General features: G+C 69.0%; 18 protein-coding genes. 8 read left to right on the forward strand and 10 right to left on the reverse strand.

Annotated elements, in window-relative coordinates:
* Nucleotides 1–11: 11 nt before the first annotated feature.
* The 6 genes from ACWEOW_RS00695 to ACWEOW_RS00720 all read right to left on the reverse strand — a co-directional run bounded on the left by ACWEOW_RS00695 (nt 12) and on the right by ACWEOW_RS00720 (nt 5,292).
* A complete protein-coding gene (locus ACWEOW_RS00695; RefSeq protein ID WP_452267221.1) occupies nt 12–1,145 on the reverse strand; it encodes a hypothetical protein in 1,134 nt (377 codons plus the stop codon).
* A gap of 256 nt (nt 1,146–1,401) precedes the next feature.
* Nucleotides 1,402–2,094, reverse strand: a complete 693-nt coding sequence (locus ACWEOW_RS00700; RefSeq protein WP_452267222.1) for a DUF899 domain-containing protein — start codon at nt 2,092–2,094, stop codon at nt 1,402–1,404.
* Nucleotides 2,095–2,250: 156 nt separating this feature from the next.
* Nucleotides 2,251–2,682: a DUF309 domain-containing protein gene (locus ACWEOW_RS00705; protein ID WP_452267223.1), complete on the reverse strand. Its 432-nt coding sequence runs from the start codon at nt 2,680–2,682 to the stop codon at nt 2,251–2,253.
* A 30-nt stretch (nt 2,683–2,712) separates the two neighbouring features.
* A complete protein-coding gene (locus ACWEOW_RS00710; protein WP_452267224.1) occupies nt 2,713–3,204 on the reverse strand; it encodes an adenosine-specific kinase in 492 nt (163 codons plus the stop codon).
* 244 nt (nt 3,205–3,448) lie between these two features.
* Nucleotides 3,449–4,312, reverse strand: coding sequence for an ABC transporter permease (locus tag ACWEOW_RS00715; protein WP_452267225.1), 864 nt, complete (start codon nt 4,310–4,312; stop codon nt 3,449–3,451).
* Nucleotides 4,313–4,332: 20 nt separating this feature from the next.
* Nucleotides 4,333–5,292, reverse strand: coding sequence for an ATP-binding cassette domain-containing protein (locus ACWEOW_RS00720; protein WP_452267226.1), 960 nt, complete (start codon nt 5,290–5,292; stop codon nt 4,333–4,335).
* A 175-nt stretch (nt 5,293–5,467) separates the two neighbouring features.
* Here ACWEOW_RS00720 and sigJ point away from each other — a divergent pair, with 175 nt between their 5' ends.
* The 7 genes from sigJ to speB all read left to right on the forward strand — a co-directional run bounded on the left by sigJ (nt 5,468) and on the right by speB (nt 15,372).
* Nucleotides 5,468–6,355 (forward strand): RNA polymerase sigma factor SigJ, encoded by an 888-nt coding sequence (sigJ, locus tag ACWEOW_RS00725; RefSeq protein ID WP_452267227.1) that lies wholly within the window; start codon nt 5,468–5,470, stop codon nt 6,353–6,355.
* A 54-nt stretch (nt 6,356–6,409) separates the two neighbouring features.
* On the forward strand, nt 6,410–9,016 hold the full coding sequence (locus tag ACWEOW_RS00730; RefSeq protein WP_452267228.1) for an ATP-binding protein: 2,607 nt from the start codon (nt 6,410–6,412) through the stop codon (nt 9,014–9,016).
* 145 nt (nt 9,017–9,161) lie between these two features.
* A complete protein-coding gene (locus tag ACWEOW_RS00735; RefSeq protein WP_452267229.1) occupies nt 9,162–10,430 on the forward strand; it encodes an MFS transporter in 1,269 nt (422 codons plus the stop codon).
* A gap of 1,149 nt (nt 10,431–11,579) precedes the next feature.
* Nucleotides 11,580–12,173, forward strand: a complete 594-nt coding sequence (locus ACWEOW_RS00740; protein WP_452267230.1) for an RNA polymerase sigma factor — start codon at nt 11,580–11,582, stop codon at nt 12,171–12,173.
* Nucleotides 12,160–12,741 carry an anti-sigma factor gene (locus ACWEOW_RS00745; RefSeq protein WP_452267231.1) on the forward strand — a complete coding sequence of 194 codons (582 nt, stop codon included), beginning with the start codon at nt 12,160–12,162 and terminating at the stop codon, nt 12,739–12,741. The genes ACWEOW_RS00740 and ACWEOW_RS00745 overlap by 14 nt, the downstream gene beginning before the upstream one ends.
* Nucleotides 12,742–13,054: 313 nt before the next feature.
* Entirely contained in the window at nt 13,055–14,005 is a 951-nt protein-coding gene (locus ACWEOW_RS00750) for a CHRD domain-containing protein (protein WP_452267232.1), read from the forward strand.
* A gap of 302 nt (nt 14,006–14,307) precedes the next feature.
* Nucleotides 14,308–15,372, forward strand: coding sequence for an agmatinase (gene speB, locus ACWEOW_RS00755; protein ID WP_452267233.1), 1,065 nt, complete (start codon nt 14,308–14,310; stop codon nt 15,370–15,372).
* A gap of 95 nt (nt 15,373–15,467) precedes the next feature.
* Here the strand turns inward: speB and ACWEOW_RS00760 are convergent, their stop codons facing one another.
* The 4 genes from ACWEOW_RS00760 to lysA all read right to left on the reverse strand — a co-directional run bounded on the left by ACWEOW_RS00760 (nt 15,468) and on the right by lysA (nt 20,616).
* Nucleotides 15,468–16,829: a pyridoxal phosphate-dependent decarboxylase family protein gene (locus ACWEOW_RS00760; protein WP_452267234.1), complete on the reverse strand. Its 1,362-nt coding sequence runs from the start codon at nt 16,827–16,829 to the stop codon at nt 15,468–15,470.
* 49 nt (nt 16,830–16,878) lie between these two features.
* Nucleotides 16,879–17,799, reverse strand: a complete 921-nt coding sequence (locus ACWEOW_RS00765; RefSeq protein WP_452267235.1) for a universal stress protein — start codon at nt 17,797–17,799, stop codon at nt 16,879–16,881.
* Nucleotides 17,796–19,241 carry an amino acid permease gene (locus ACWEOW_RS00770; RefSeq protein WP_452267236.1) on the reverse strand — a complete coding sequence of 482 codons (1,446 nt, stop codon included), beginning with the start codon at nt 19,239–19,241 and terminating at the stop codon, nt 17,796–17,798. The genes ACWEOW_RS00765 and ACWEOW_RS00770 overlap by 4 nt, the downstream gene beginning before the upstream one ends.
* A 115-nt stretch (nt 19,242–19,356) precedes the next feature.
* On the reverse strand, nt 19,357–20,616 hold the full coding sequence (gene lysA, locus ACWEOW_RS00775; protein WP_452267237.1) for a diaminopimelate decarboxylase: 1,260 nt from the start codon (nt 20,614–20,616) through the stop codon (nt 19,357–19,359).
* 205 nt (nt 20,617–20,821) lie between these two features.
* Here lysA and ACWEOW_RS00780 point away from each other — a divergent pair, with 205 nt between their 5' ends.
* Nucleotides 20,822–22,528: an amidase gene (locus tag ACWEOW_RS00780; RefSeq protein WP_452267238.1), complete on the forward strand. Its 1,707-nt coding sequence runs from the start codon at nt 20,822–20,824 to the stop codon at nt 22,526–22,528.
* Nucleotides 22,529–22,684 lie beyond the last annotated feature (156 nt).

Consider the following 22,684-nt stretch of genomic DNA (forward strand, 5'->3'; position numbering starts at 1 on the left):
GGAATGCCTCCTCAGGCGATCTCGAGAGGTGCGCCGGCCAGGTAGCCGAGCAGGGGGGCCGCCATCTTGGTGCGGGCGGGCGGGTGGAAGCCGAGCCCGTTGACGGCGGCGGCAAGGTAGCCGGTGTCGTCGGAGCTGATGAAGTTGAGCCCGCCGAGCAGCTCGACCGCCTGCGGGACGATCCGGGCGATCGCGCCCTGGACGGCGTAGCGGACGAAGAGCGACTCGGCCAGCAGGTCGCGGTCACGCTGCCGCTCCGGGACCTGGCGGGCGATGTTCTCGACGGCCGCGACGGCTCCTATGAGGTCAGTGACGACGCGGGCCCGTTCGGCCTCGGGCACCCGCTCGTTGTCGAGGACCCGTTCGACCAGGGCCGCAGTGGCGCCCAAGTACGACGCCATCATCAGCAGCTCGAACCAGACGAAACCTGTCGTCTGCACGTCGTCCAGCCGCTCCCCGGGCTGCAGCTCGGTCCGCACCAGCAGCTCGGGCGGCACGAAGACGTCGGTGAGGCTGACCTGGTCGCTTTCGGCGCCGGCGAGGGCGAAGGTGCTCCAGAACGGGGTGACCTCGATGCCCTCGCTGGCAGCCGGGATGAGCGCGACCGCCAGCTGGGTGCCGTTGCCGTCGAGACGCGGCACCTGGACGCTGGCTGTCAGTAGGTCCATGGACCGCGCGAGCGAACATGGCCGCTTGACGCCACTGACCCGCACACCGCCGTCTGCATTCGTGGCGAGCATGGTGGGCTGCAGGATCGCACCCCCGGGGCGACCCTCGGCGAAGCCAGAGGCGACCAGAAGGCTGTTGGTCGCGATGCCCTCGAGAATCATCCACTCCATACCGGTGGACACCTCGCTGAGCGCGACCAGGCTGGCGACGGAGAAATGGTGCATCGTCGTCGCGACCGCCAGGGACGGCGAGCGCGAGCCGATCGCAAGCTGCACGCGGATGGCGTCGAGCGCGCTCGCGCCGCGTCCGGAGTGTTCGGCCGGCACCAGCAGCGCAGGGCCCCCGTGCTCGCGGAAGGCGGCGATGCCCTTGCTCTGCGCGCTCTCCAGGTCCACGAGCCCTTCGCCGCACAGGAACTCATCAAGCCCGGGTAGATACGAGCACAGCGCTGCACGCTCGTTCGCCAGCAGTTTCATCGCCCATCCTCGGGTCGGCACATCGTGCAAAGAGGAGCCGTCCGGGGCCTCGATAGATACATCGCAGCCCTCCCCACATGACGACGGCGCCGACGTGGATCGAGGCATCAACCAGCGAGTCGGGTCAGGTCATCTACCTGCCTGGCCTTGTGCAGTGTCGTGACCCAGACCGCGGGGTGCCTGCGCTGCAGGGCCTCCCCGTACAGCCAGTGGGTGGTGGCCATGACGTCCCCACGGCCCGGGTTAGGCGGGCTTCCTACGCGTCCTGGCCGTACGCATCGTGATAGTTCCACCACTGGTATGCCGGGGTCTGCGGGTAGTCCGCGGGCGAGTCCTCCCACGACTCCTGGCGACCCAGCGCGGTGATGTCGAGATAGCTCCAGGTGCTGCCCATGGCCTCGTCACCACGGTTGTTGACGAAATAGGTGCGAAACACCCGATCCCCGTCGCGGATGAAGGCGTTCGTGCCGTGCCACTCATCGACTCCGAAGGCGGCATCGAAGTCGTCGGTCAGGGTGTACCACGGGATGAGCTCCCAACCGTTGCGGGCCTTCAGGTGATCGATGTCCGCCTGCGGGGCCCGCGAGACGAACACCAAAGTGGTGTCGCGCACATTCAGATGCGCCGGGTGCGCTACCTGGTCGGCAAGGAGCGAGCACCCGACACAGGCACGGTCGGGGTAGGAGCCACCCTCAGCGAAGGTGGTGATGTCCGGGGCGTAGAAGGCGCGGTAGACGATCAGCTGGCGGCGGCCCGCGAACAGGTCGAGAAGGCTCACGGGCCCGTTCGGCCCTTCGAAGCGGTAGTCCTTCTCCACGGCCATCCACGGCATACGCCGGCGTTGGGCAGCCATGGCGTCGCGAGCACGCGTGAACTCCTTCTCCTTCACCAGCATTCGCTCCCAAGCCTCTTGCCACTCCTGCGGGGAGACGATCGGAGGTGTCTTCATCGCCTGGTCCTCCTTCAGCCTGTCGGTGACCGCGTGAGGCAGTCGGGGCTGAGCGGCTTGGATGAGCCATGGTCGGCCGGTTTGCCCCGGCCGTCTTCGCGAGGCCGGCCCGCGACTGCATGTCACCCGCGGCTCAGCACGACGCTCCGCTCCAGACTAGAACTTCCCGACGTGACGTCGCGCCTGCTCAACGACCGCGTCCAGGTCAAGGCCGTAGGCCCGGCGTCCTGTGGCCGCAAACGTTGCCAACCTCACCGCGGCCCGCTCGAAGAGTCGATCGGCCCCGACCCGATTCCCGCGGGCCGCGTGCGTGATGGCGACGCAGAGTTGGGCAAGGCCCTGCCACAGGTCGCGTTCCTCGGCCGGCCCGGCCTTCCACCGTGCCTCGAGGACCTCGTGCGCGGCGAAGGGACGTCCGTTGTCCACGAGCTCTCGAGCTGCCCTGAGTGTCTCGGCCGGCGGCAACGGCTCCTCCGACACCGGCTCGACCCCTTCGGCGCCGTAGGGCAAGGGCCGGCCCAACGCGTCGCGGGGCCTCGCCTGGCGAGCACGACCTTGGGAGTCCCGGTCACGATCAGATCCCGTCACAGCACAAGCCTCCCAAGAAACGAAGCCCGCTCAGAGCTTGTACCCGATATCGCGAAGGAGGGTCTTGCGGGACCGCTCGTCGTCCTCGTCTTCCACTCCCAAGGGCGGCTCGCCGTCGACGACGCCGAGTATGCCGCGGCCCTGGGAAGTTCCAGCCACCATCACCTGGACGGGGTTGGCCGTCGCACAGTAGACGTGGCAGACCTCGGGAACCGCCTTGAGCTGGTTGAGGACGTTCACAGGAAAGCCGTCGCGCAGGAACACGACGAACGAATGGCCCGCGCCGATGGCCAGGGCGTTCTGCACCGCGAGGTCGACGAGCGTCGTGTCATTGCCTGCTCGCCGGACGAGGCGGGGTCCGGAGGCCTCGCAGAAGGCGAGCCCGAAGCGAAGATGCGGCGAACTGCCGATGAGTGCCTCGTAGAGGTCTTCCACGGTCTTGATGAAGTGCGCCTGGCCCAGTATGACGTTCGCGCCCTCGGGCACGTCGATGGCGACGATGTCGATGGTGGGCTCGCTCATCGCGAATCTCCTTCCTACCTGGAGGCGGCCTGCTCCGGTCGCCGAGGGCTCTCTGACCCACGAACCCTTCCTACCGGCCCGCGCCAGACACGAACAAGCGAGGGCATGCAGGTTTCTTCGTCGGCGGCGCGAGTCGCCATCCTCGGAACCTCCTCGGCGACCACCGCGGCACCAAACTGACCCTCGGCCCCGACGACGGGAGCGGCCCGGCGTCCGTGAATCTGGCTGCGCCGGTGGGGCGAGCTCAGTGCACGGCGGCCTTGGCGAAGACGCGAACCGAGATGGCGGTGAGTACGACAGCCCAGCCGGCGACGACCGCGAGGCTCATCGCCGCCATCGCATTCGCATTGCTCATTCCCCAGATGTCGTGCAGGCCGGTGGCGTGGCTGTCGAGGAGGCCGTACCGCATCAGCGCAAGAGCGTGGGTGAGAGGCAGGGCCTTGGCGACGCCACCGAGCAGACCGGGCAGTGCGCTGATCGGGAACAGGGACCCGGCGAGGAACCAGGGAAGGATCGCGACGGCGGGTGTGGCGCCGACGTACTCCTCCTGGCTGGGAATCCGGTTGGCCATGATCTCGGCGATCGCGTAGCTCGCAACCATGAACAGGAGCGCGCCGCCGACGAACCAGGCCACCCCCGCGGGACTCGTGTGGAAGTGGGCACCCCGTGCGATCGCCGCGACCACGAGGGCGGCGAGCTGCAGGCTGCTGACCGCAAGCGCTACGAGGAAGTTCCCGCCGACCATCAACGAGCGTGGCACGGGCGCGGCGAGGAGCTCCCGCCGGGCACCGGTGTCGCGGTCGACGATGACCCCGATGCCGGCGAACATGCTGCTCAGAGGCACGAGCAGACCGACCGTTCCGACGGCGACGTAGGTCTGGTAGTCGAGTCCGTTCGTTGTGGTCACCATGGTGGCTAGCGCGGGCGCGATCACCAGTGCGAACAGGATCGGGGTGAGCAGCGGGACGACGATCTCGCGGGGAGTGTGCGCCGAGAGCAGCAGCCGCCGCCGAGCCAGAACGCTCAGCGCGGTGCGCCTGGCCACGGTGCGGGGGACGGCGCGTGTGCTGTGAGCGGAAGTGCGGTGGGTGATGTCGATAGTGGTCATCAGGGTCTCGCTTTCATGAGTCATGCGGCCAGGCTTGCGCCGGTCAGCTGGAGGTAGACGTCGTCGAGGGTGGGCCGCCGGGTGGAAACCGCCAACGTCGCGACATCGAATGAGCTGAGTGCCGCGATGACTGACTGCGCCGATCGCGCATGGAGCGGGATCGTCAGCGTGGCCCCTACGGCGAAGGCATCCCCGCCCGCGAGCCCACCACCGCGAAGGCGTTCGAGCGACACGACTGGATCATGGCTCACCCGGATCTCGACGATCTGATCCCCGAGTCCCCCGAGCAGGTTCGCCGGGGAGTCGAGTGCGACGATGCGGCCCTGGTGCACGACGCCGATCCGGTCACACAGGCGCTCCGCCTCGTCGAGGTAGTGCGTGGTGATCAGGGTCGCCATGCTGGTGCTGGCGCGCAGCCCGGCGATGAGATCCAGCAGTTCGTAACGGATCCGAGTGTCGAGGCCCACCGTCGGCTCGTCCAGGAACAGGACCTGCGGCCGCGACACGAGTGCTCTGGCGATCTCGACACGTCGTCGTTGGCCGCCGCTGTAGGTGCCGACCGGCCTGTCTATGACGTCGGCGAGTCCGAATCCCTCGATGAGGTCTTCGGAGCGCCGCCCGGTACCAGGCCGGTCCGCGTTCCAGAGTCGTGCATGCATCGTGAGGTGCTGGCGTCCGCTGAGACCTCGGTCGACCGCAGCCTCCTGGAAGACGACGCTGCTCACCTGCCGGGCCGCGAGCGGGTCACTCACGACATCGTGGCCGGCGATCCGAGCAGTACCTGAGGTCGGGAGGATCGTTGTGGTCAGCATCCCGATCGTCGTCGACTTGCCTGCCCCATTGGGTCCGAGCAGTCCGAAGACCTCTCCGGGTTGCACGCTGAAGTCGATTCCCTTGACTGCCTCCACACCGCCGGCGAAGGTCTTCTGGAGCCCGCTCACCTCGATGGCGGCAGCTGCCGCTCGGGTCCTGCCGTTCATGTCGTCCTCACTCACTATGGATGATCTGTGTCGACGCCGGATGCGCCGTGCTGCAAGGGAGGACGTTCGCCGAGCGGCGTACGTGACCGTTCTCCAGAATGTTCGCGATCCGGTCACAACTCGTGGTCGCCGTGCGTCCAACAGGTAAGGGTTGGTGTGGCGTCAGGAGGATCAAATGGACGACCGAGATTGGCTCGCGGCACAATTCGACGAGCTGCGTCCGCGCCTCCAGACGGTCGCGTACAGCATCCTCGGATCCGTCTCCGATGCCGAGGACGCCGTCCAGGAGTGCTGGTTCAGGCTCGATCGCAGCAACACCGCCGATGTCCAGGACTTGCAGGCTTGGCTCATCACCGTCGTCGGGCGCATCTGCTTGGACATGCTGCGTCGGCGCGGACATCGGCGCGAGTATCAGCTGGGCGAACGACTCCCGGAGCCGATCGTCGAGTTCGAGGAGACCGGACCCGAGGCGGACGTCCTGCTCGCTGACTCGGTCGGGCTCGCGCTCCTTGTCGTGCTCGAGACCCTCAGCCCGCCCGAGCGGCTGTCGTTCGTGCTGCACGACGTGTTCGGGTTGCCTTTCAGCGAGATCGCCCCTGTCGTCGAGCGATCCCCGGAGGCGGCGCGGCAGCTGGCCGCTCGTGCCCGGCGGCGGGTCAGGGCCGCGCCCACACCAGATCCCGACCTGGCGCTCCAACGGGTCGCCGTCGATGCGTTCCTCGTAGCCGCCCGATCGGGAGACATGGCCGGTCTGCTGGAGGTCCTCGATCCAGACGTCGTCTTCCGGGCCGACGCAGGCGCAGCCGCACCGGCGCTTCCGTTCCCCGTCCGCGGTGCGCAGGCTGTCGCCCGACGGGTCCTTCAAACGGCGCCGAGGTTCGCTCCATACGCGACGCCCGCGATCGTCAACGGCCAGGCCGGCGCGGTGTTCGCCCCGGACGGAAGCCCAGCCGGGGTCATCGGCTTCACCGTCGTCGCTGGCCGCATCGCCGCCATCGATCTCGTCGCCGACCCGATCAAGCTGCAGCGTCTGACCTGGAAGTCGCCTTCCGACGAGAAATAGTCAAGACCAGTGGATCGGCCCTCCTGACTGTGATGCTGGTCGCATGGTGACGAGATGACCGGGCGGCTCCTGGAACGGAGCGAGGAGCTGCGGATACTGGCCTCGGCGGTGCGCGCCGCCGACCAGGGTCGAGGGTCCGTCGTCCTGGTCTCCGGGGAGGCGGGCGTCGGCAAGACGTCTCTGGTGCGGGCGTTCCAATCCTCGGTTCGCACGAACACCCGCGTGCTCACCGGATACTGCGACGCCTTGTCGACGCCTCGGGTTCTCGGGCCGGTGAAGGATCTCGCGGCGAGCCTGGGCCCCGAGTTCCGCACCGCCGTCCAGTCAGGCGACCGCGACCTCGTGATGTCGGCACTGCTCGCGGCACTGGGCGACGGTCCGACCACGGTCATGGTGGTCGAGGACCTGCACTGGGCCGACGAGGGCACGCTCGACGTGCTCCGGTATGTCGCGCGTCGGCTCGCTTCGCTCCGCGTACTCCTGCTCGTGACGTTCCGCGACGACGAGGCGACTCCGGCGGGACTGGGCGCTTTGGCGGCGGCCGCATCCTCGACCGCCATCTCCCTCCACGTGTCGCCCTTGTCGCCGGAGGCGGTCAGCACCCTGTGCGCGGGACACGACGTGGACACCGACGATGTCTTCGCACTCACCACGGGCAACCCCTACCTGGTGACCGAGATTCTGGCGAGCCGGACGACGACGACCCCGCTGTCCGTCGTGGGGGCGGTGGCCGAGCGCCTGGCACGCCTGCCCGAGGACACGCGCGCCCTGGTCGAGCGACTCGCGGTCGTCCCCGGCTCCGTCGAGCCCGCACTCGCGACCGCGCTCGTCGACGGGGCCTGGGAAGCCCTGGCGCCCGGCGAGCAGTCGGGTCTGCTGACCGTCGTCAACGCGGAGGTGAGGTTCCGGCATGAGCTCACCCGCATGGCGGTGCTCGGGGGCGTTCCCGGAGCGCGGCAGACGATCCTCCACCGCAGCGCCCTGGACGCGCTGCTCGGGCTCGGCGACGCGGACCCTGGCCGCCTTGTGCACCATGCCGTGGCGTGCGGTGACATCGCGACAGTCATCGCGCAGGGGCCGCGTGCCGCCCAGGAGGCGGCGGCATCCGGGTCGCACCGGGAGGCGATCGCCCACTTCCGGACAGTGCTCCGGCATGAAGCCCTCATCCCTCCGGAGGACCGCGCCGACCTCTGGGAGGCACTCGCCATCCAGCTGTACCTCTCGGGTGACACGAGTGGCGTGACGGCGGCCGAGCGCGCCGTCGACCTGCGCCGCGGTGGTCTCGACGAGGGGCGTCTGGTCCGAAGCCTGTGCTGGCTGAGCCGGCTCGCGTGGGTCGCCGGCCAGCCACGGCTCGCACTGCAGTCCGCAGACGAAGCCGTGAGTCGTGCAACCGGCTCCGCCCACCCGGGTACCCAAGCGCTCGCCCTGGCCAACCGCTCCCAGATCGCGATGCTGTATGGCGAGTACCTGCCCGCCATCGAGCTCGGCAGGCAGGCGGTCGCGTACGCCACCGAGGCCGGCGACACCCTGACGACGGCGCGCGCCCTCAACAACGTCGGCGCCAGCTTGATGGTGATCACCGACGGGGGCGAGCCCGAGCTGCGCCGGTCCATCGAGCTGGCACTCTCGGTCGGGGACGCCGATGCCGCCTGCCGCGGATACGTCAACCTGGCATGGAGTCTGGTGGGGCGCTACGCGATGGTCGCCGCCGACACCGCTGTCGCCGACGGGCTGGCGCTGGCGATCGAGGCGGAGCACCAGCTGTACGAGACACACCTGACCGCGATCCGGTCCCGGATCGCGATGGCCGACTGCGACTGGCGGCGTGCCGCGGAGCTCGCCGCGACCGTCCCGGAGTCCGCGCATACGAGTCGCGGTGTCACGCTCGTGGTCGAGGCTCTGCTCGCCGCCCGTACGGCCTCGCCGGGCCACTTCGAGAAGCTGCAGGAGGCCTGGCAGGTGGCCGAGCGTGCGGATGAGCTGCAGCGTCGGGGACCTGTCGCGGCCGCCGCTCTCGAGGCGGCGTTCCTGGCCGGCACGGTTCCCCCGATCACCCGGGCCATCTCGGTCTACCGCGAGGCCGAGCGGCTCGGTGACCGCCGGCTGCAGGCCGAGCTGGCCTACCGCCTGCGCGCGGTTGGTTACCCCCGACCCGACGACGAACTCATCCACCTGCAGCAGCAGACGGACTCGGCGTTCGCGCGGCAGGCCGCCGGTCGATGGCAGGAGGCTGCGGAAGGCTGGCGCGCGCTCGGACGCCCCTACGAAGAGGCTCAGGCCCTGGCCGAGGCGGGCGACGAGACCACGCGGCTCCGGGCACTGGCAATGCTCGACCAGCTGGGCGCCGTCGGTCTCGCACGCCGAGTCCGCCGACAGCTCCGCGATGAAGGGTCCACGTCCGTGCCCAGGGGGCCCGTGGCCCGCACCCGGGGCAACCCCAGCGGACTGACCGATCGCCAGCTGGCCGTGCTCGCGCTGGTAGCGGAGGGGCTCACGAACGCGCAGATCGCCGACCGCCTGGTCCTGTCGCGGCGGACCGTCGACACCCACGTCTCCGCCGTGCTGGCCAAGCTCGGCGTCACCTCGCGGCGTCGCGCCTCGGAGGCCTTCCGCGCGTTGGCCGACACGGCTCCCGATCTCGGTACTCCGCCAGCCTGATCTCGGTATCCGGTACCGACGCGGGGGGTGCGGCACCGTCCATAGAACTGCTTGGTCAGGCGCTGATGCGTGCAGACCAAGGAGAGACGCAGATGGACGACCAGTTGCTCCACGACTTCCTGACCCGCGCATCCTCATGAGCACGATGTCCCGCAGCTCTGACCAGCACCGGTCCTTCGTCACCGCGATGGCGATCGACTCCGTGGCGGCGGGCGTATTCCAGCCAGCCACCGTCATCTTCCTGCTCGCGACCACCCATCTCGGCCTGCCCACGATCGGCACGGCGATGACCGTTGCCGGACTCCTCGCCCTTCCGGTCGGCCTGTGGTCGGGCCGCGTCGTCGACGAGCTGGGACCCAAGCCCGTCCTCATGTTCAGCAACGTCGCCCAGACCGTCGGCGTGGCCGGTTACCTCGTCCTGCACTCCTTCTGGGGCGTAGTGGCCTGCGCCTGGGTCGCCAGCTCCGGACGGAACGTGTTCTTCGGGACCTTCGGGGTCGCCCTCAGCGCAATTGCCGGCCCTGGCGAGCGCGAGCAGTGGTTCGGGCGCATCGGCGGCATCCGCAACCTCGGGCAGGCGGCCGGCGGCCTGGTCGCCGGTGCCGCCCTCGCCGTCGGCAGCCACGCGGCATACACGGCCCTCATCGTGCTGACCGCAGCGTCGTTCCTCGGCGCGGTCCCCTTCATGAGACAGGTTCCCCGCCCCGTGCCAGAGGTCGACGCGCCAGCGGTTGCCCAGCAGTCGTGGACGACCGTCCTGCGCGACCGCCCGTACTGGATCGTCGTGGCGCACTGGATGACCTTCGCCTTCTCGGGCTCGGTGCTCACCGTCGCCATCCCCGTATACGCCGCCGTCGTGCTCGGCCTGCCCGGCTGGGTGGCCGGGGCGGCGTTCACCGTGAACACCTTGCTGATCGGCTTCGGCCAGAACGGCGTCGTCCGCCGGCTCGAGGGGCGGGTGCGCAGCCGGGTGATGGCAGCGAGCCACCTCGGGTATGCCGCTGGCTACCTGGTGCTGTTCGGCGCGAGTCTCGCCCACGGGGCCGTCGCGGTCGCGATCGTCATGGTCGGTGTCGCTGTCTACACGTTCGGCGAGACGATCGGCTGGCCGGTCAGCTCCGCCCTGGCGGCCGAGGCCGCACCGGCCGAGCTTCGCGGCCGCTACCTGGCGCTCTTCCAGCTGTCGGGCAGCAGCGTCGGCGCCGCTGCACCCGTGATCCTGGCGAGCCTGCTCGCTCTCGGCGCGGCCGCGACCTGGCTCCCGCTGCTCGGGGTCTGCGCCGCTGGTTCCGGGCTCGCGGCCCTAGCGGGCCGGCGCGTCCCCGTGGCGGCCTCCAGCATCGGCCGGCGCACCACGCCTCGGGATGAGACCGGCCTCCTCCCGACCGCCAGCCCCGGGAGCCCGGGTGACTGACTGTCCCTTCGCCGTCTCTGTCGGAGTGGCCGCCGGGTCGTGTCGGCCCCGAACCTCCGATGCTCAGGCTCCTCGCCTACGCCGCCACTGGCGGTCTCATCATCCCCACGACTCCTTCCCATCGGGCTCTGGCCTTCGGGCCGCTCCCGACCTCCCTACCCGAGGTGACCTATGTGGCCTGCAAAAGCACTGATATATGCATCGAAGGACGCGCCGGTTCTTGCACCCGCGCCGCTGAGGTGTCGGGCACAGGACTGGCGGGTATGGGTCCGTTGGCTCAGGCCCGGAGAAATCGGTTCCCTGCTCGAGATTTTCGCCGGTCCAGGTCCCCGGTCGCGCGAGCTCCGGTTCGGGACACCCAGGCTCCGGCTCACGGCCGCTGACGTTCACCGGCTCACGGACCTCGACGGCCACGACGATGTGGCGCTCGTTGTCGAGTCTGCCGACGGCCGTCTGGTCGGAGTCGCCGGCTTCGTCCGCAATGAGCACGACGACAGCTCAGCGGACGTCGTGGTGAGGGTGGTCGATCCCTGGCCCCAGCACGGGGTGGGTGCGCTGCTGGCCTCGACGTTGGTCTACCGAGCGCGTCGGGGTCGGCAACGCCGGTTCCCCCTCGTCAAGCGGCGGGCCAACAAGGCCGCCCAACGGCAGCTGCGCCAGCTCTCCTGCGACATCGAACGCCTGGCCCTCGACCGAGATGCCGCGGAGTGCGCGGCCATCGCGACCGGACCAGACCTCCCGAGGACTGGCTCCGACAGCTTGGAGGAACGCTCTGGAGGAGACCGGCCATCGGTCCCGGGCTCGGCATGACCCCTCACACGCACGGTCACGCCGGGCGAAACACCTGCGACAGCGCTGCCACGCGCTTGAGCCAAGGCACAAGGAAAGGAATCGTCATGGATCGTCAGATCATCGTCACCACGGACGCCCCGGGCTCGGCCCTGTACAGCCGACCTCCGCGGCTTCTACGGCGGCATTCACGCTCAGGTTCCGTCCCGCGATCCGGTGCCGGATCCGGGCGAACCGACCCGGACCCGGCTGCGTAGGCAAGGTATGAGACGCAGCGCGACCGCGACCGCCGCGACTCCCGCACAGCCGCACACCACAGAGGCCGCCGGTGAATCCTGGTCTAGCGTGACAACCGTGGCCTTGGACGACGCCGAGCTGGCGTCTTGGTTCGCTTCTGGAGACGCGGACTCGGTCCGGGTCGTCTACCAGACCTACGGTCGGCTGGTGTTCGCGATCGCGTTCAGAGTGCTCGGCGATACCGGCCTCGCGGAAGACGCCACTCAGCAGACGTTCGTGCAAGCCTGGCGTGCTGCCGGAAGCTACGACCCGAGCCGAGCGCTCGCGGCCTGGCTCACCACGATCGCGAAGCGGGTGGCCATCGATGTGCACCGGCGCGAGCGCCGGCACCGCAACCTCGACAACATCGACACCTCCGACGGCGCCTCGCTGGTCACGCTGCCGCCATCTGCCGAGCAGATCAACGACGTGGCCGAGGTGCGCCGGGCGTTGGACGCGCTGACCCCCTCCGAACGCGATCTGATCCGGATGCAGCACTTCGACGAGCTCAGCCAAGCGGAGATCGCGGACAAGCTCGAGATCCCGCTCGGCACAGTCAAGTCGCGGACCTTCCGGGCGCACCGCCGGCTGGCGAGTATCCTGCACGGCCTGCGTGCCGAACCGGCAGCCTCGGCACCCGCTGACCCGCGCGAAGGAGGCTCGGATGTTGGACGATGACCTGACGCCGGCGGAGCGCGCTGAGATCGAGCGGGTTCATGGCGTGCTTGCGGACCGGGCCGTGTGGGCCGAGCCCTCGCCCGACCTCCAGGAGCGAGTGGTGGCCGCGGTCGGCGCGGAGGCCCGCCCCGGCCGGCGTCCGCGATGGATCCGCGGTTCGATCATGGCCGCGGCCGCCGCGGGCGTCCTGGCGGCGGGCGTCACCGTCGGCCTGCACGCGACTCTCGACCAACCACTTCAGTTCGCTGCGTCGCTGACGGGGACCCGGCTCGCGCCCGATGCGGCCGGGAACGTCACGCTGACCAAGACCGACAGTGGATGGAAGATCGAACTGCACGCGACCGGACTCCCTCGGCGCGCCGGCGCAGAGTTCTACCAAGCCTGGCTGAAGGGCGACGCAGGGCTTCTCGTTCCGATAGGTAGCTTCAACGAGGGCACCGACGTCACGCTCTGGTCCGGCGTCAGCCCGAGCGCGTTTCCAACGCTGACCGTGACCGAAGAGGTCGCCGACGGCAACCAGGCGTCGTCGGGCCACGTCGTTCTCACCGGTCAGGCGAACAAGTCCTGATGCTTGCTCAGGCCGTGCCGACCTGATCTCATGCAGCTTGCCCTGCGCGCTCACCGGAGACGGAAGGCGCGCATCGTCGTGTCCGGGCGCCCACCCACGCTCGTCCCAGCCTGCTGCCCGGCACCCGGGCGCCTTCGGCGGGATCATCGCCAGCGGCGAAGCAGCGGCATACGTAAGACGGGCTGATGCGGTTCGCCCGGACGGCTGTGACCTTCTCCGCATGTCCCCGGCAAAACGACCGCCCGCTGCGCTGCGTTGTAGTCCATGCAGGCCGAGCAAAAGGCTTCGGTCGCAGAATCGAGAGGGATCACTCATGACCAGCAGCACAAAACGCCGCGTGGCCCACGGCATTGGCGCTGCCATCGCGGCCGCGGCCTCGTTCGGCACGTTTGGCATCAGCGCGGCCTCCGCGGACAGCGACGTGACCCCGCTGGCGGGCATCACCGTGCCGGGTAACGCGACCGCGGCACCTGCCACCCTGGTTGCCAGCCTGGAGGGTCGCAACGAGGTGACTTCGGGCGCCCCGGTCGGGCAGGCGTTGGAACTGATCGGCATTCAGGGCGACACGCTCAGCTACTCGGTCTCGTGGCGCGGCATCGACTCCCCGACCAGGGCCGACATCCACGCCGCGGGTCGAGGAGCAGACGGCCCGGTCGTGCTGACCCTCTTCGACACGCCGCGACCGACGGACGGTTTCGCGTCCGGCACGGTCACCGTCAACGACCCGACGCTTCTTGCTGCGCTGCAGTCCAACCCAGCTGGCTTCTACACCGATCTGCACACCAATCAGTTCCCGGACGGCGCGGTGCGTGCCCAGCTCCATTCGCTGAACCACGCCGTCAGCACCAGCGGCGTGGCCGCCTTGCAGGAATCGGTGGTCTTCGGCAGCCAGATCTACGCCTGCACGCTGCAGGGTGACGGGTCGTTCGCCTTCGCCCAGCACGACGTCGACGCGCACCTGACCGGCGGCATCCACCACACCTTCATCCGGCCACTCGCGGGCACGCCGCAATGGCAAGCACCCGACGGCAGCGCGGTCAGCGGCAAGCTGGTCACCAAGAACGCCAACGGTGCCGGCAATATCGCTGAGCTGAACCTGGACGCCACCCAGATCGGCGACACCACCGGACTGCTCGCCCACGCTGTCGAGGTGCTCCGCCTCAACACCGTCGGGGGCCTCGCCCCGACCGGGACCTGCGACCCGCAGTCCACGCCGACCGTCAACGTCCCGTACCAGGCCGACTACATCTTCATCAACCGCTAACACGTACCGACAGCAAAGATGCCGACCTAGCCGCTGAGTGGCGCCTCTGATCTAAGGCAGGCGGCGCACCAGGATGGGCTTCGACCTTGACGGGCGAGGCCCATCCTGTCTTTCGTGGGGCGTCTGTCAGGACAGCAGGTCAGCACCCAGATCAACGTCGAGCGGGCGCATCCACCTCCCCCACAGTGGGTCCGGGCAACGCCTTCTGCTCGAGACAGGCCAGGGTCACCTCGTTGACATCTGTCGGCGAGCGCCAGACCAACGGTCATTGACTCATTCCCACCGCGCACAAACACTGAACCATGACCAGGTACGGCCAACAGTTCGGTCCCGACTTCACGTTCCTCGGCGTGCCTATGTGCGACCTCGACGACCCGTCGACGTATGCCGACGCGCAGGTCGTGATCTTGGGCGCACCGTTCGATGGAGGGACCTCGGCGCGGTCCGGAGCACGCTTCGGACCGATGGCTATCCGGATGCGCGACTACCTTCCGCACGACGGCGAGCGCCCGAGCCTCGCCCTGCGCACCGATGGCTTGAAGGAACTACGCGTCGTAGACGCGGGCGATGTCGAGATGTATTCCGGCGAGATCGAGGCGGCGCTGCCGGCGCTGGAAGCGGCCGTCGAGAAGGTCACCCGGTCCGGCGCGATCCCGGTCACCCTTGGCGGCGACCACTCGGTCACCTACCCCGACGCCAAAGGCGTGGCGAACGTCCTGGGCCACGGCCGGATCTCGATGATCCATTTCGACGCGCACGCAGACACCGGCGACATCGAGTTCGGGTCCCTGTGGGGGCACGGCCAACCGATGCGCCGCCTGATCGAGTCGGGTGCGCTGCGCGGTGACCGGTTCCTCCAGATCGGTCTGCGGGGCTATTGGCCGCCGCCCGAGACGCTGGCATGGATGGCGGACCAGAATATGCGCTCCTACGAGATGACGGAGATCGTGCACCGCGGCCTGGAGGAGTGCCTGAGCGAAGCGTTCGGCATCGCGATGGACGACTGCGACGGGGTCTTCCTGTCCGTCGACATCGACGTCTGCGACCCTGGGCATGCCCCTGGCACAGGGACGCCCGAGCCCGGCGGGCTCACTGCCCGCCAGCTGCTCGACGCGGTGCGCCGGATCTGCCTCGAACTTCCGGTCGTCGGGATGGACGTGGTCGAGGTAGCACCGGCCTACGACCACTCGGACATCACTGCGGCACTGGCCAACCGCGTTGTCCTGGAGGCGTTGTCGGCAATGGCTCGGAAGCTGAAGGACGAGCGCGACGGGACCAGATGGGACCCCTCTCAGCCGCTGCTCGATGCCCGGCCGCCATTCGAGCCCGACCAGTCTCACCACAGCAGCCACCTCGGTCACCATTGACTGCCCGAGCTGCCGTACACCAGCGCCGAGCCGTGGAGTCGCCGACTGATCGCCGGATCGGGACCGGTGTTCAAGGGACCACAAGCCCGCCGTTCTCAGGTAGTGCGGTCGAGAACCTCCCGCACGATGTCCATCGTCGTGTGCGGGTGGAGGAAGGCGAATCGGCCGACAGTCTCGCCTTCCCACTTGGTCGGTGGGATGAACGCGACCTCGTCCTCATGCAGTGACTGCGCCCAGGCGTCGTAGTCCTCCGCGGTCCAGCCGATGCGACGGAAGAGGACGACCCCCAGATCGGGCTCGCAGATGAGTTCGAGGTGGGGGGTCTGCCTGATCAGCGCCGCAGTCTCGCGGGCCAAGCTGGCCGCTGCCTCGATCGCCTTGCGGTAGGCGCCTGTCCCGTTGACGGCCAGCGAGAACCACAGCGGCAGCCCGCGCGCGCGTCGGGTGAGGTGGTAGGCGTAGTCGGTGGGGTTCCACTCGCCTTCGGAGACGTGGATGACATCGAGGTAGGACGCGTCCTGGGTGTGAGTGGCGCGAGCCAGTCCGGGCTCCCGGTAGAGCAGCGCGCAGCAGTCGAACGGCGTGAACAGCCACTTGTGTGGGTCGAGGATGAACGAGTCGGCCCGCTCGATGCCGTCGTACTTCGCCCGCAGAGACGGTGCGAAGATGCCTGCGCCCCCGTAGGCACCGTCGACGTGGAACCACCAGCCCTGGTCCTTGGCCAGGGCGCCGACACCCGCAAGGTCGTCGATGATGCCGGCATTGGTGGTGCCGGAGGTGCACACCACCGCCACGACGTCGTCAAGGTCGTCCTGCGCCGCCAGCGCAGACTCGACCGCACCCGACGTGAGCCGGTGGCCGGGGGTGTCGACGACGAGGGCGTCCATCTCCAGGAGCTTGAGGGTGTTGACGATCGAGGAGTGCGCGTCGGTGCCGACCACGACCCTGAGCCGGCGCCCGGCAGCGGCCGCGCCGAGGCGCTGCTTGGCGGTTTCGCGGGCGACGGCGAGGGCCGACAGGTTGCCCGCGGACCCGCCTGAGACGAAGCAGCCGCCAGCCGTTCCCGGAAGCCCTGCCTCGTCCGCGATGAGCCGCAACACCGAGTTCTCAGCAGCGATGGCGCCCGAAGCCTCGAGCCATGAGATCCCCTGGATCGAGGCGCACGAGACGAGCATGTCGAACAGCAGGCTCGCCTTCGTGGGAGCGGCGGGGATGAAGCCGAGGAACCGAGGGCTGTCAGCAGAGATCACCGACGGCGCGATGATCGAGGAGTAGATGCCCATCACTTCGTCGGGGAGCCGGCCCTGCTCGCGGATCACGCCTTCGAGCCGTGCGTTGAGCTCTGCGGCGGGCAGCGTGCCCTGGTCCAGGGGGACCGGTTCCATGGTCAGCCGGTTCTCGGCGTAGGCCAATACGCTGCGGATCATCTGCTGGGTGGTCTGGTCTAGCTCGTGCATGACTCCTCGGACCCTTCTGCGAGATCGGAGCGTGGCCGCCGTCCGGAGGTCAGGTGGGCCCCGTCTGCCCCGCGAGCTCCTCGGCGACCACGCTGGGCAGTACCACAACGGGCACCGGCGAGTGGCGGACGATCTTGGTCGCCCGCGACCCCAGGAACACGTGGGCGACCGGCCCGAGTCCGCTCGAGCCGACGACGAGCACGTCGCCCGTGTCCCAGTCGACGTCTTCCATCGCCTCGTCCCAGGTCTTGCCGATCCCGACGACACCATCGAGATCGCGTGGCACGTGGGGCCGCTCGCGGATGGTCGTGATGGCTTCCTGGGTGGCCTCGCGCATATCGCTCAGCCACTCGGACAGGACTGTGTCCTCGCCGTCCGCTCCGAGCCGTGTGGTGTATGCCGGTCGCTGCCACACCGCGAACGTGGCGATCCGCAGCGACGCGCCCGCTTGGGCCGCGAGGGCGGCGGAGGCGACCACGACAGCCTCGGCGCCGTGGGAGCCGCCGTAGGCCGCGGTGATGCGCCGGACCGCGACCCCGGGCGGGGCCCGGAAACCCCGGGTGGCGAGGGCTATGGCCAGCGGTGAGCTGTGCAGCAGGCGACTGGTGACGCTACCGAGCGCCACGTGACCGAACACGCCCGCTGACGACGATCCCAGCACGATGAGCTCCGCGTCGTGCTGATCGGCGAGTTCGAGAAGCCCCGCCGGGGCCGAGCGTGCCTGATGGCGCACGAAGCTCGCCTCGACGTCGGCGGGGAGGTTGGCCCGGGCGTAGGCAAGCGCGGCGTCGGCGTCGTGGTCGAGGGCCACGTGGTACTCGGCGTCGACCTTCGCCATGCTCGGGTACCAGGGTTTGGGGACGACCGAGCAGACCACGAGGGGCTGTCCTGAGGAGCGGCTCAACATCGCGGCCAGGTGTAGGGCGGCCTTGCCCCGCTCCTCCGGCGAGTAGCCCACGAGGTAGGTCATGGGACCTCGTCGTGGATGAGGCCCACGTGCTCGTGACGGCCGAGGTGGGAGTGCTTGATGCCGTACACGAAGTACCACACCAAAGCGATGGCGACCCAGATGACGAAGACCCAGATCGTCACGGCTCGGAGGTCCTTGATGATCCACAGGCAGCCCAGGACGGAGAGCACCGGAGTGACGGGGTAGCCCGGGACCTTGAACCTGCGGGGGAGGTCAGGGGCGGTGCGGCGCAACACGATGACGCCGATCGACACGACCAGGAAGGCGACCAGTGTCCCGATGCTCGTCATCTCGGCCAGGAAGTTGATGGGGATCAGACCGGCGAGGAGAGCAATGACGCAGGCGACGATGATCGTGTTCGTGACCGGGGTCAGGGTCCGGGGGTTCACCCTGTGGAACACCTCAGGCAGCATGCCGTCCCGCGACATCGCGAAGAGGATGCGGGTCTGCCCGTAGAGGACCACCAAGGTCACGCTGAAGATCGAGACGACCGCACCAGCGGCCAGCACGGTGCCGGGCCACGTGGCGCCCGTCACCTGCTCGAGGATGGCCGAGAGTCCTGCCTCCTGGTCCTTGAACGCGGTGGCCGGCTGGGCCCCGACCGCGACCACCGTGACGAGCATGTAGATGGCCGTGACCGCTACCAGGGCGATGAGGATCGCCAACGGCATGTTGCGGTGTGGGTCCTTGACCTCTTCGCCGGCGGTCGACACCGCGTCGAGGCCGATGTACGAGAAGAAGATGATGCCCGCGGCCGATGTGATCCCGGAGAGCCCGAACGGTGCGAAGTTCGAGAAGTTGTCGGAGTTCCATCCCTGGATGCCCAGGACGACGAACAGGACGAGAACACCGAGCTTGATCATCACCATGACAGCGTTGGTCTTCGCCGACTCGCTCGCTCCGCGGATCAGCAGCAGGGTGCAGAGGAAGATGAGAACCACCGCAGGAAGGTTGATGATGCCGCCTTGCTCCGGAGCCTGAGACAGCGAGTCGGGCAGAGTGAACCCGAACAGGTTGTCGAGCAGCTCGTTGAGGTACTGCGACCACCCCACCGCCACCGCGGCAGCGGACACGCCGTACTCCAGCAGCAGACACGCGGCGACGCCCATGGCCGGGAGTTCGCCGAGCGTTGTGTACGCGTAAGAGTAGGACGAGCCCGACACGGGCACCGCCCCCGCCAGCTCGGCGTAGCACACGGCGGTCAGCCCGGCCACGACACCCGCGATGACGAACGACCAGATGACCGCGGGCCCAGCCACCGGAACCGCTTGGGAGAGAACGAAGAAGATGCCCGTCCCGATCGTCGCACCGATGCCGAACATCGAGAGCTGAAACAGCCCGATGGTTCGGGCGAGCTCGCTCTGGCCGGTATCAGCGCCTGTCTCGTCCTCCATCTCACGAACGGGCTTGCGGCGTAGGACCTGTTCGCGCAGCGACGCCATGACCCCTCCTGCCGGCGACTCAGCGCGACCGCGGATGACCGCGCAGCAGCCACAGGTTGAAGTCTGGCACTAGGCCTTGCTCGCAGGAAGATCCCAGCGATGGCTCGCGTGTTCGTCAGTCGACGTCGCGCGCGGTCAGGTCTTCCCACGTCTCGCGACGTACGGCTAGGCGCGCCTGTCCATTCCGTGCGAAGACGACAGGGATCCTGCGATTTCCGTTGTAGTTGTTGGCCATCGTGTAGCAATACGCACCGGTGGCGGGTACGGCGAGCAGGTCGCCCACACTGGTGTGTGGCAGCCGGATCTCGTCGATCAACACGTCCCCGCTCTCGCAGTGCCGACCGACGACGGTCACGGCCTCTCCGTCGCCAGCCTGCAGCCTGTCGACCAGCCCTGCCTCGAAGCGCTGCTGGAAGAGCGCGACCTCGAGGTTGTCACCCATCCCTCCGTCGACAGCGACGAAGGTGATGGCGTCGCGCTTCACGGTGGTGACCGTGTAGAGGGTCGCCGCTGATGACGCCACCATGCTGCGCCCGGGCTCGATGACCAGCTGGGCCTCGGCGGGCAGCTGGGCCCGGGCAGCGTCCACCAGGGCGTCGAGGTATGCCGCGACGGACGGTGGGTTGTCGGCATACGTGTATCGGGCGCCCAGTCCTCCACCAAGGTCGTAGACGCGGAACTCTCCGAGAGCGGCGACGGGAGCGACGGAGTCGGCGAACGGCTCGACGTCCATGATCTGGGAGCCGACGTGGACATGGAGGCCGTGCATGTCAAGCCGCGGACTTGCCTCGATCCGGCGGATGAGCTCGACCGCAGCGGCGGGCGCGAGGCCGAACTTGGATCCCTCGTGGCCGGTGAGGACGTGGGCGTGAGTGTCCGCCGTGATCCCGGGAATGACACGGACGAGGACGGCCTGCTGTCGCCCTTGCGGCACCGTGGCCTCCAGTCTGTCGACATCGTCGGGACCATCGACGACGACGAGCCCGATCCCGTGGTCGACCGCCATCCGGATCTCTTCATCGCTCTTCGCGTTGCCGTGCAGCACCAGCAGGGCCGGGTCCGCACCGGCCTTCAGGGCCGTCAGGATCTCGCCGCCACCGGCCACATCCAGGCCGATCCCCTCCTCGACCATCACGCGCTGGACCGCAGTGCACGGGAAGGCCTTGGACGCGAACACCACGCGGGACTTCGCCCAGCGCGCGGCCAGCTCCGCGGCATACTCGCGCGCCCGCGCCCGCAGGGCGTCCTCCGCGACAACCATCACCGGGGTCTGGAACTGCGCAGCCAGGTCATCGGCGCGGCACCCGCCGATCGTGAGCATGCCACCGCTGCTGATGGCGCTGCCTGGGGGAAACAGGGACAGGAGGTCGTCCATGGCATTGTCCTTCGGCCGTGCGCAGCCAACGCCGGCGGAGCCGCGCGCACCGCCATCGTGTCACGGAGGCGGGTTGCACGGGCCACCCCGGGCACCACGCGAACCCCGGAGGTCAGTATGCCGCTGGGCGCGGTCGACATGCCGCTGGGCGCGGTCAACCGGCATACCGCGTGCACTCTGGCCCGACAGGAAGGATCATGCCTCCATGTTCGATGTCGTCGAAGCCTCTGTCGCAGACTTGCAGCAGGCCCTGCGCCAAGGGCTGGTCACGTCCCTGGAACTGGTCGAGGCGTACCTGGCCAGGATCGAGCGGTACGACGCTCCCGGCACAGCGACCGCGCTGACCTCGGTCGTCGTGCCCAACCCCCGGGCACGCCAGGAGGCGGCGACTTCGGACGAGAGACGGCGGCGCGGCGACCTGCTCGGCCCGCTCGACGGCATACCGTACACCGCCAAGGACAGCTACCTCGTCCGCGGACTCACGGCGGCCGCCGGGAGTCCGGCGTTCGCCCACCTCGTGGCGCAGCGGGACGCGTTCACCATCGAGCGGCTGCGGGCCAGTGGCGCCATCTGCCTTGGCCTGACGAACATGCCACCGATGGCCAACGGCGGCATGCAGCGCGGCGTGTACGGCCGCGCCGAAAGCCCATACAGCGCAGACTTCCTCACGGCGCCGTTCGGGTCTGGCTCCTCCAACGGTTCCGGCACGGCGACGGCGGCGAGCTTCGCGGCGTTCGGGCTGGGCGAGGAGACCTGGTCGAGTGGGCGGGGCCCCGCCTCGAACAACGCGCTCTGCGCCTACACGCCCTCACGCGGAGTGATCTCGGTGAGAGGCAACTGGCCGCTCGTGCCGACGATGGACGTCGTCGTCCCGCACACACGCACGATGGCCGACCTCTTGGCCGTCCTCGACGTGATCGTCGCCGACGATCCCGAGACCCGAGGCGACCTCTGGCGATCCCAGCCCTGGGTGCCGGTCCCGGCCGCGTCGACCGTCCGGCCCGACTCGTACCTCAGCCTGGGCGACGGCTCGGTCGCGGCCCTGAACGGGACCCGCATCGGCATCCCCCGCATGTACGTCAACGCCGATCCCGACGCCGGCACCGCGCCGTCACCGGGCATCGGCGGACCCACCGGTCGGCGCATCGAGACCCGCGAGTCCGTCGTGGACCTGTGGCGGGCGGCTCGCCGTGACCTCGAGGCCGCCGGCGCCGAGGTCCTCGAGGTCGACTTTCCCGCCGTGACGAACTACGAGGGCGACCGGCCCGGAGCGCCGACGGTGGCTACCCGGGGCCTGGTCAGCCGCGAGTTCCTGAGGCGCGAGATCGTTGACCTATCCGCGTGGGCCTGGGACGACTTCCTCGCGGCGAACGGCGACCCGTCGCTCTCGTCCCTCGCCGACGTCGACGGGGCGCAGATCAGCCCACACCCCGAGGGCGCACTCCCTGACCGCTACACCGGCTTCGACGACGACATCGCCACGTACCCCGACCAGGTGCGCCGACATCCGTACCAGTCGCCGCAGGACATCCCGCACCTCGCCGAGGGGCTGCGTGGCCTCGAGCGCACCCGCGAGCTCGATGTCGACGCATGGATGGACGGGCTGAGCCTGGACGCTGTCGTCTTCCCGGCCGTCGCCGACGTGGGCCCCGCAGACATGGACGTCAACCCAGCCTCGGCCGACATCGGTTGGCGCAACGGCGTGTGGGTCGCCAATGGCAACCTCGCGATCCGCCACCTCGGCATCCCCACGGTCACGGTGCCGATGGGCACGATGCCCGACACAGTTATGCCGGTCGGGCTCACCTTCGCCGGCCGCGCCTATGACGACAACCGGCTGTTGCGCCTGGCCGCCGGCTTCGAGGCGACCGGCTCGCGTCGCACCGAGCCTCCGCGAACGCCTCGTCTGTAACGAACGTTCCATCGACGACCGGAGCCAACCCTGTGCTCCGGGTGTTCCAGCACGTCAACCTGCTCGACTCGCGGACCGCGGCCGAGAACATCGCGCACCCACTCGAGATCGCCGGCATTCCCACGGGCCCAGCGGACATTGCCCTGACCTGGGCTC

It is taken from the genome of Monashia sp. NPDC004114 (assembly GCF_053603855.1).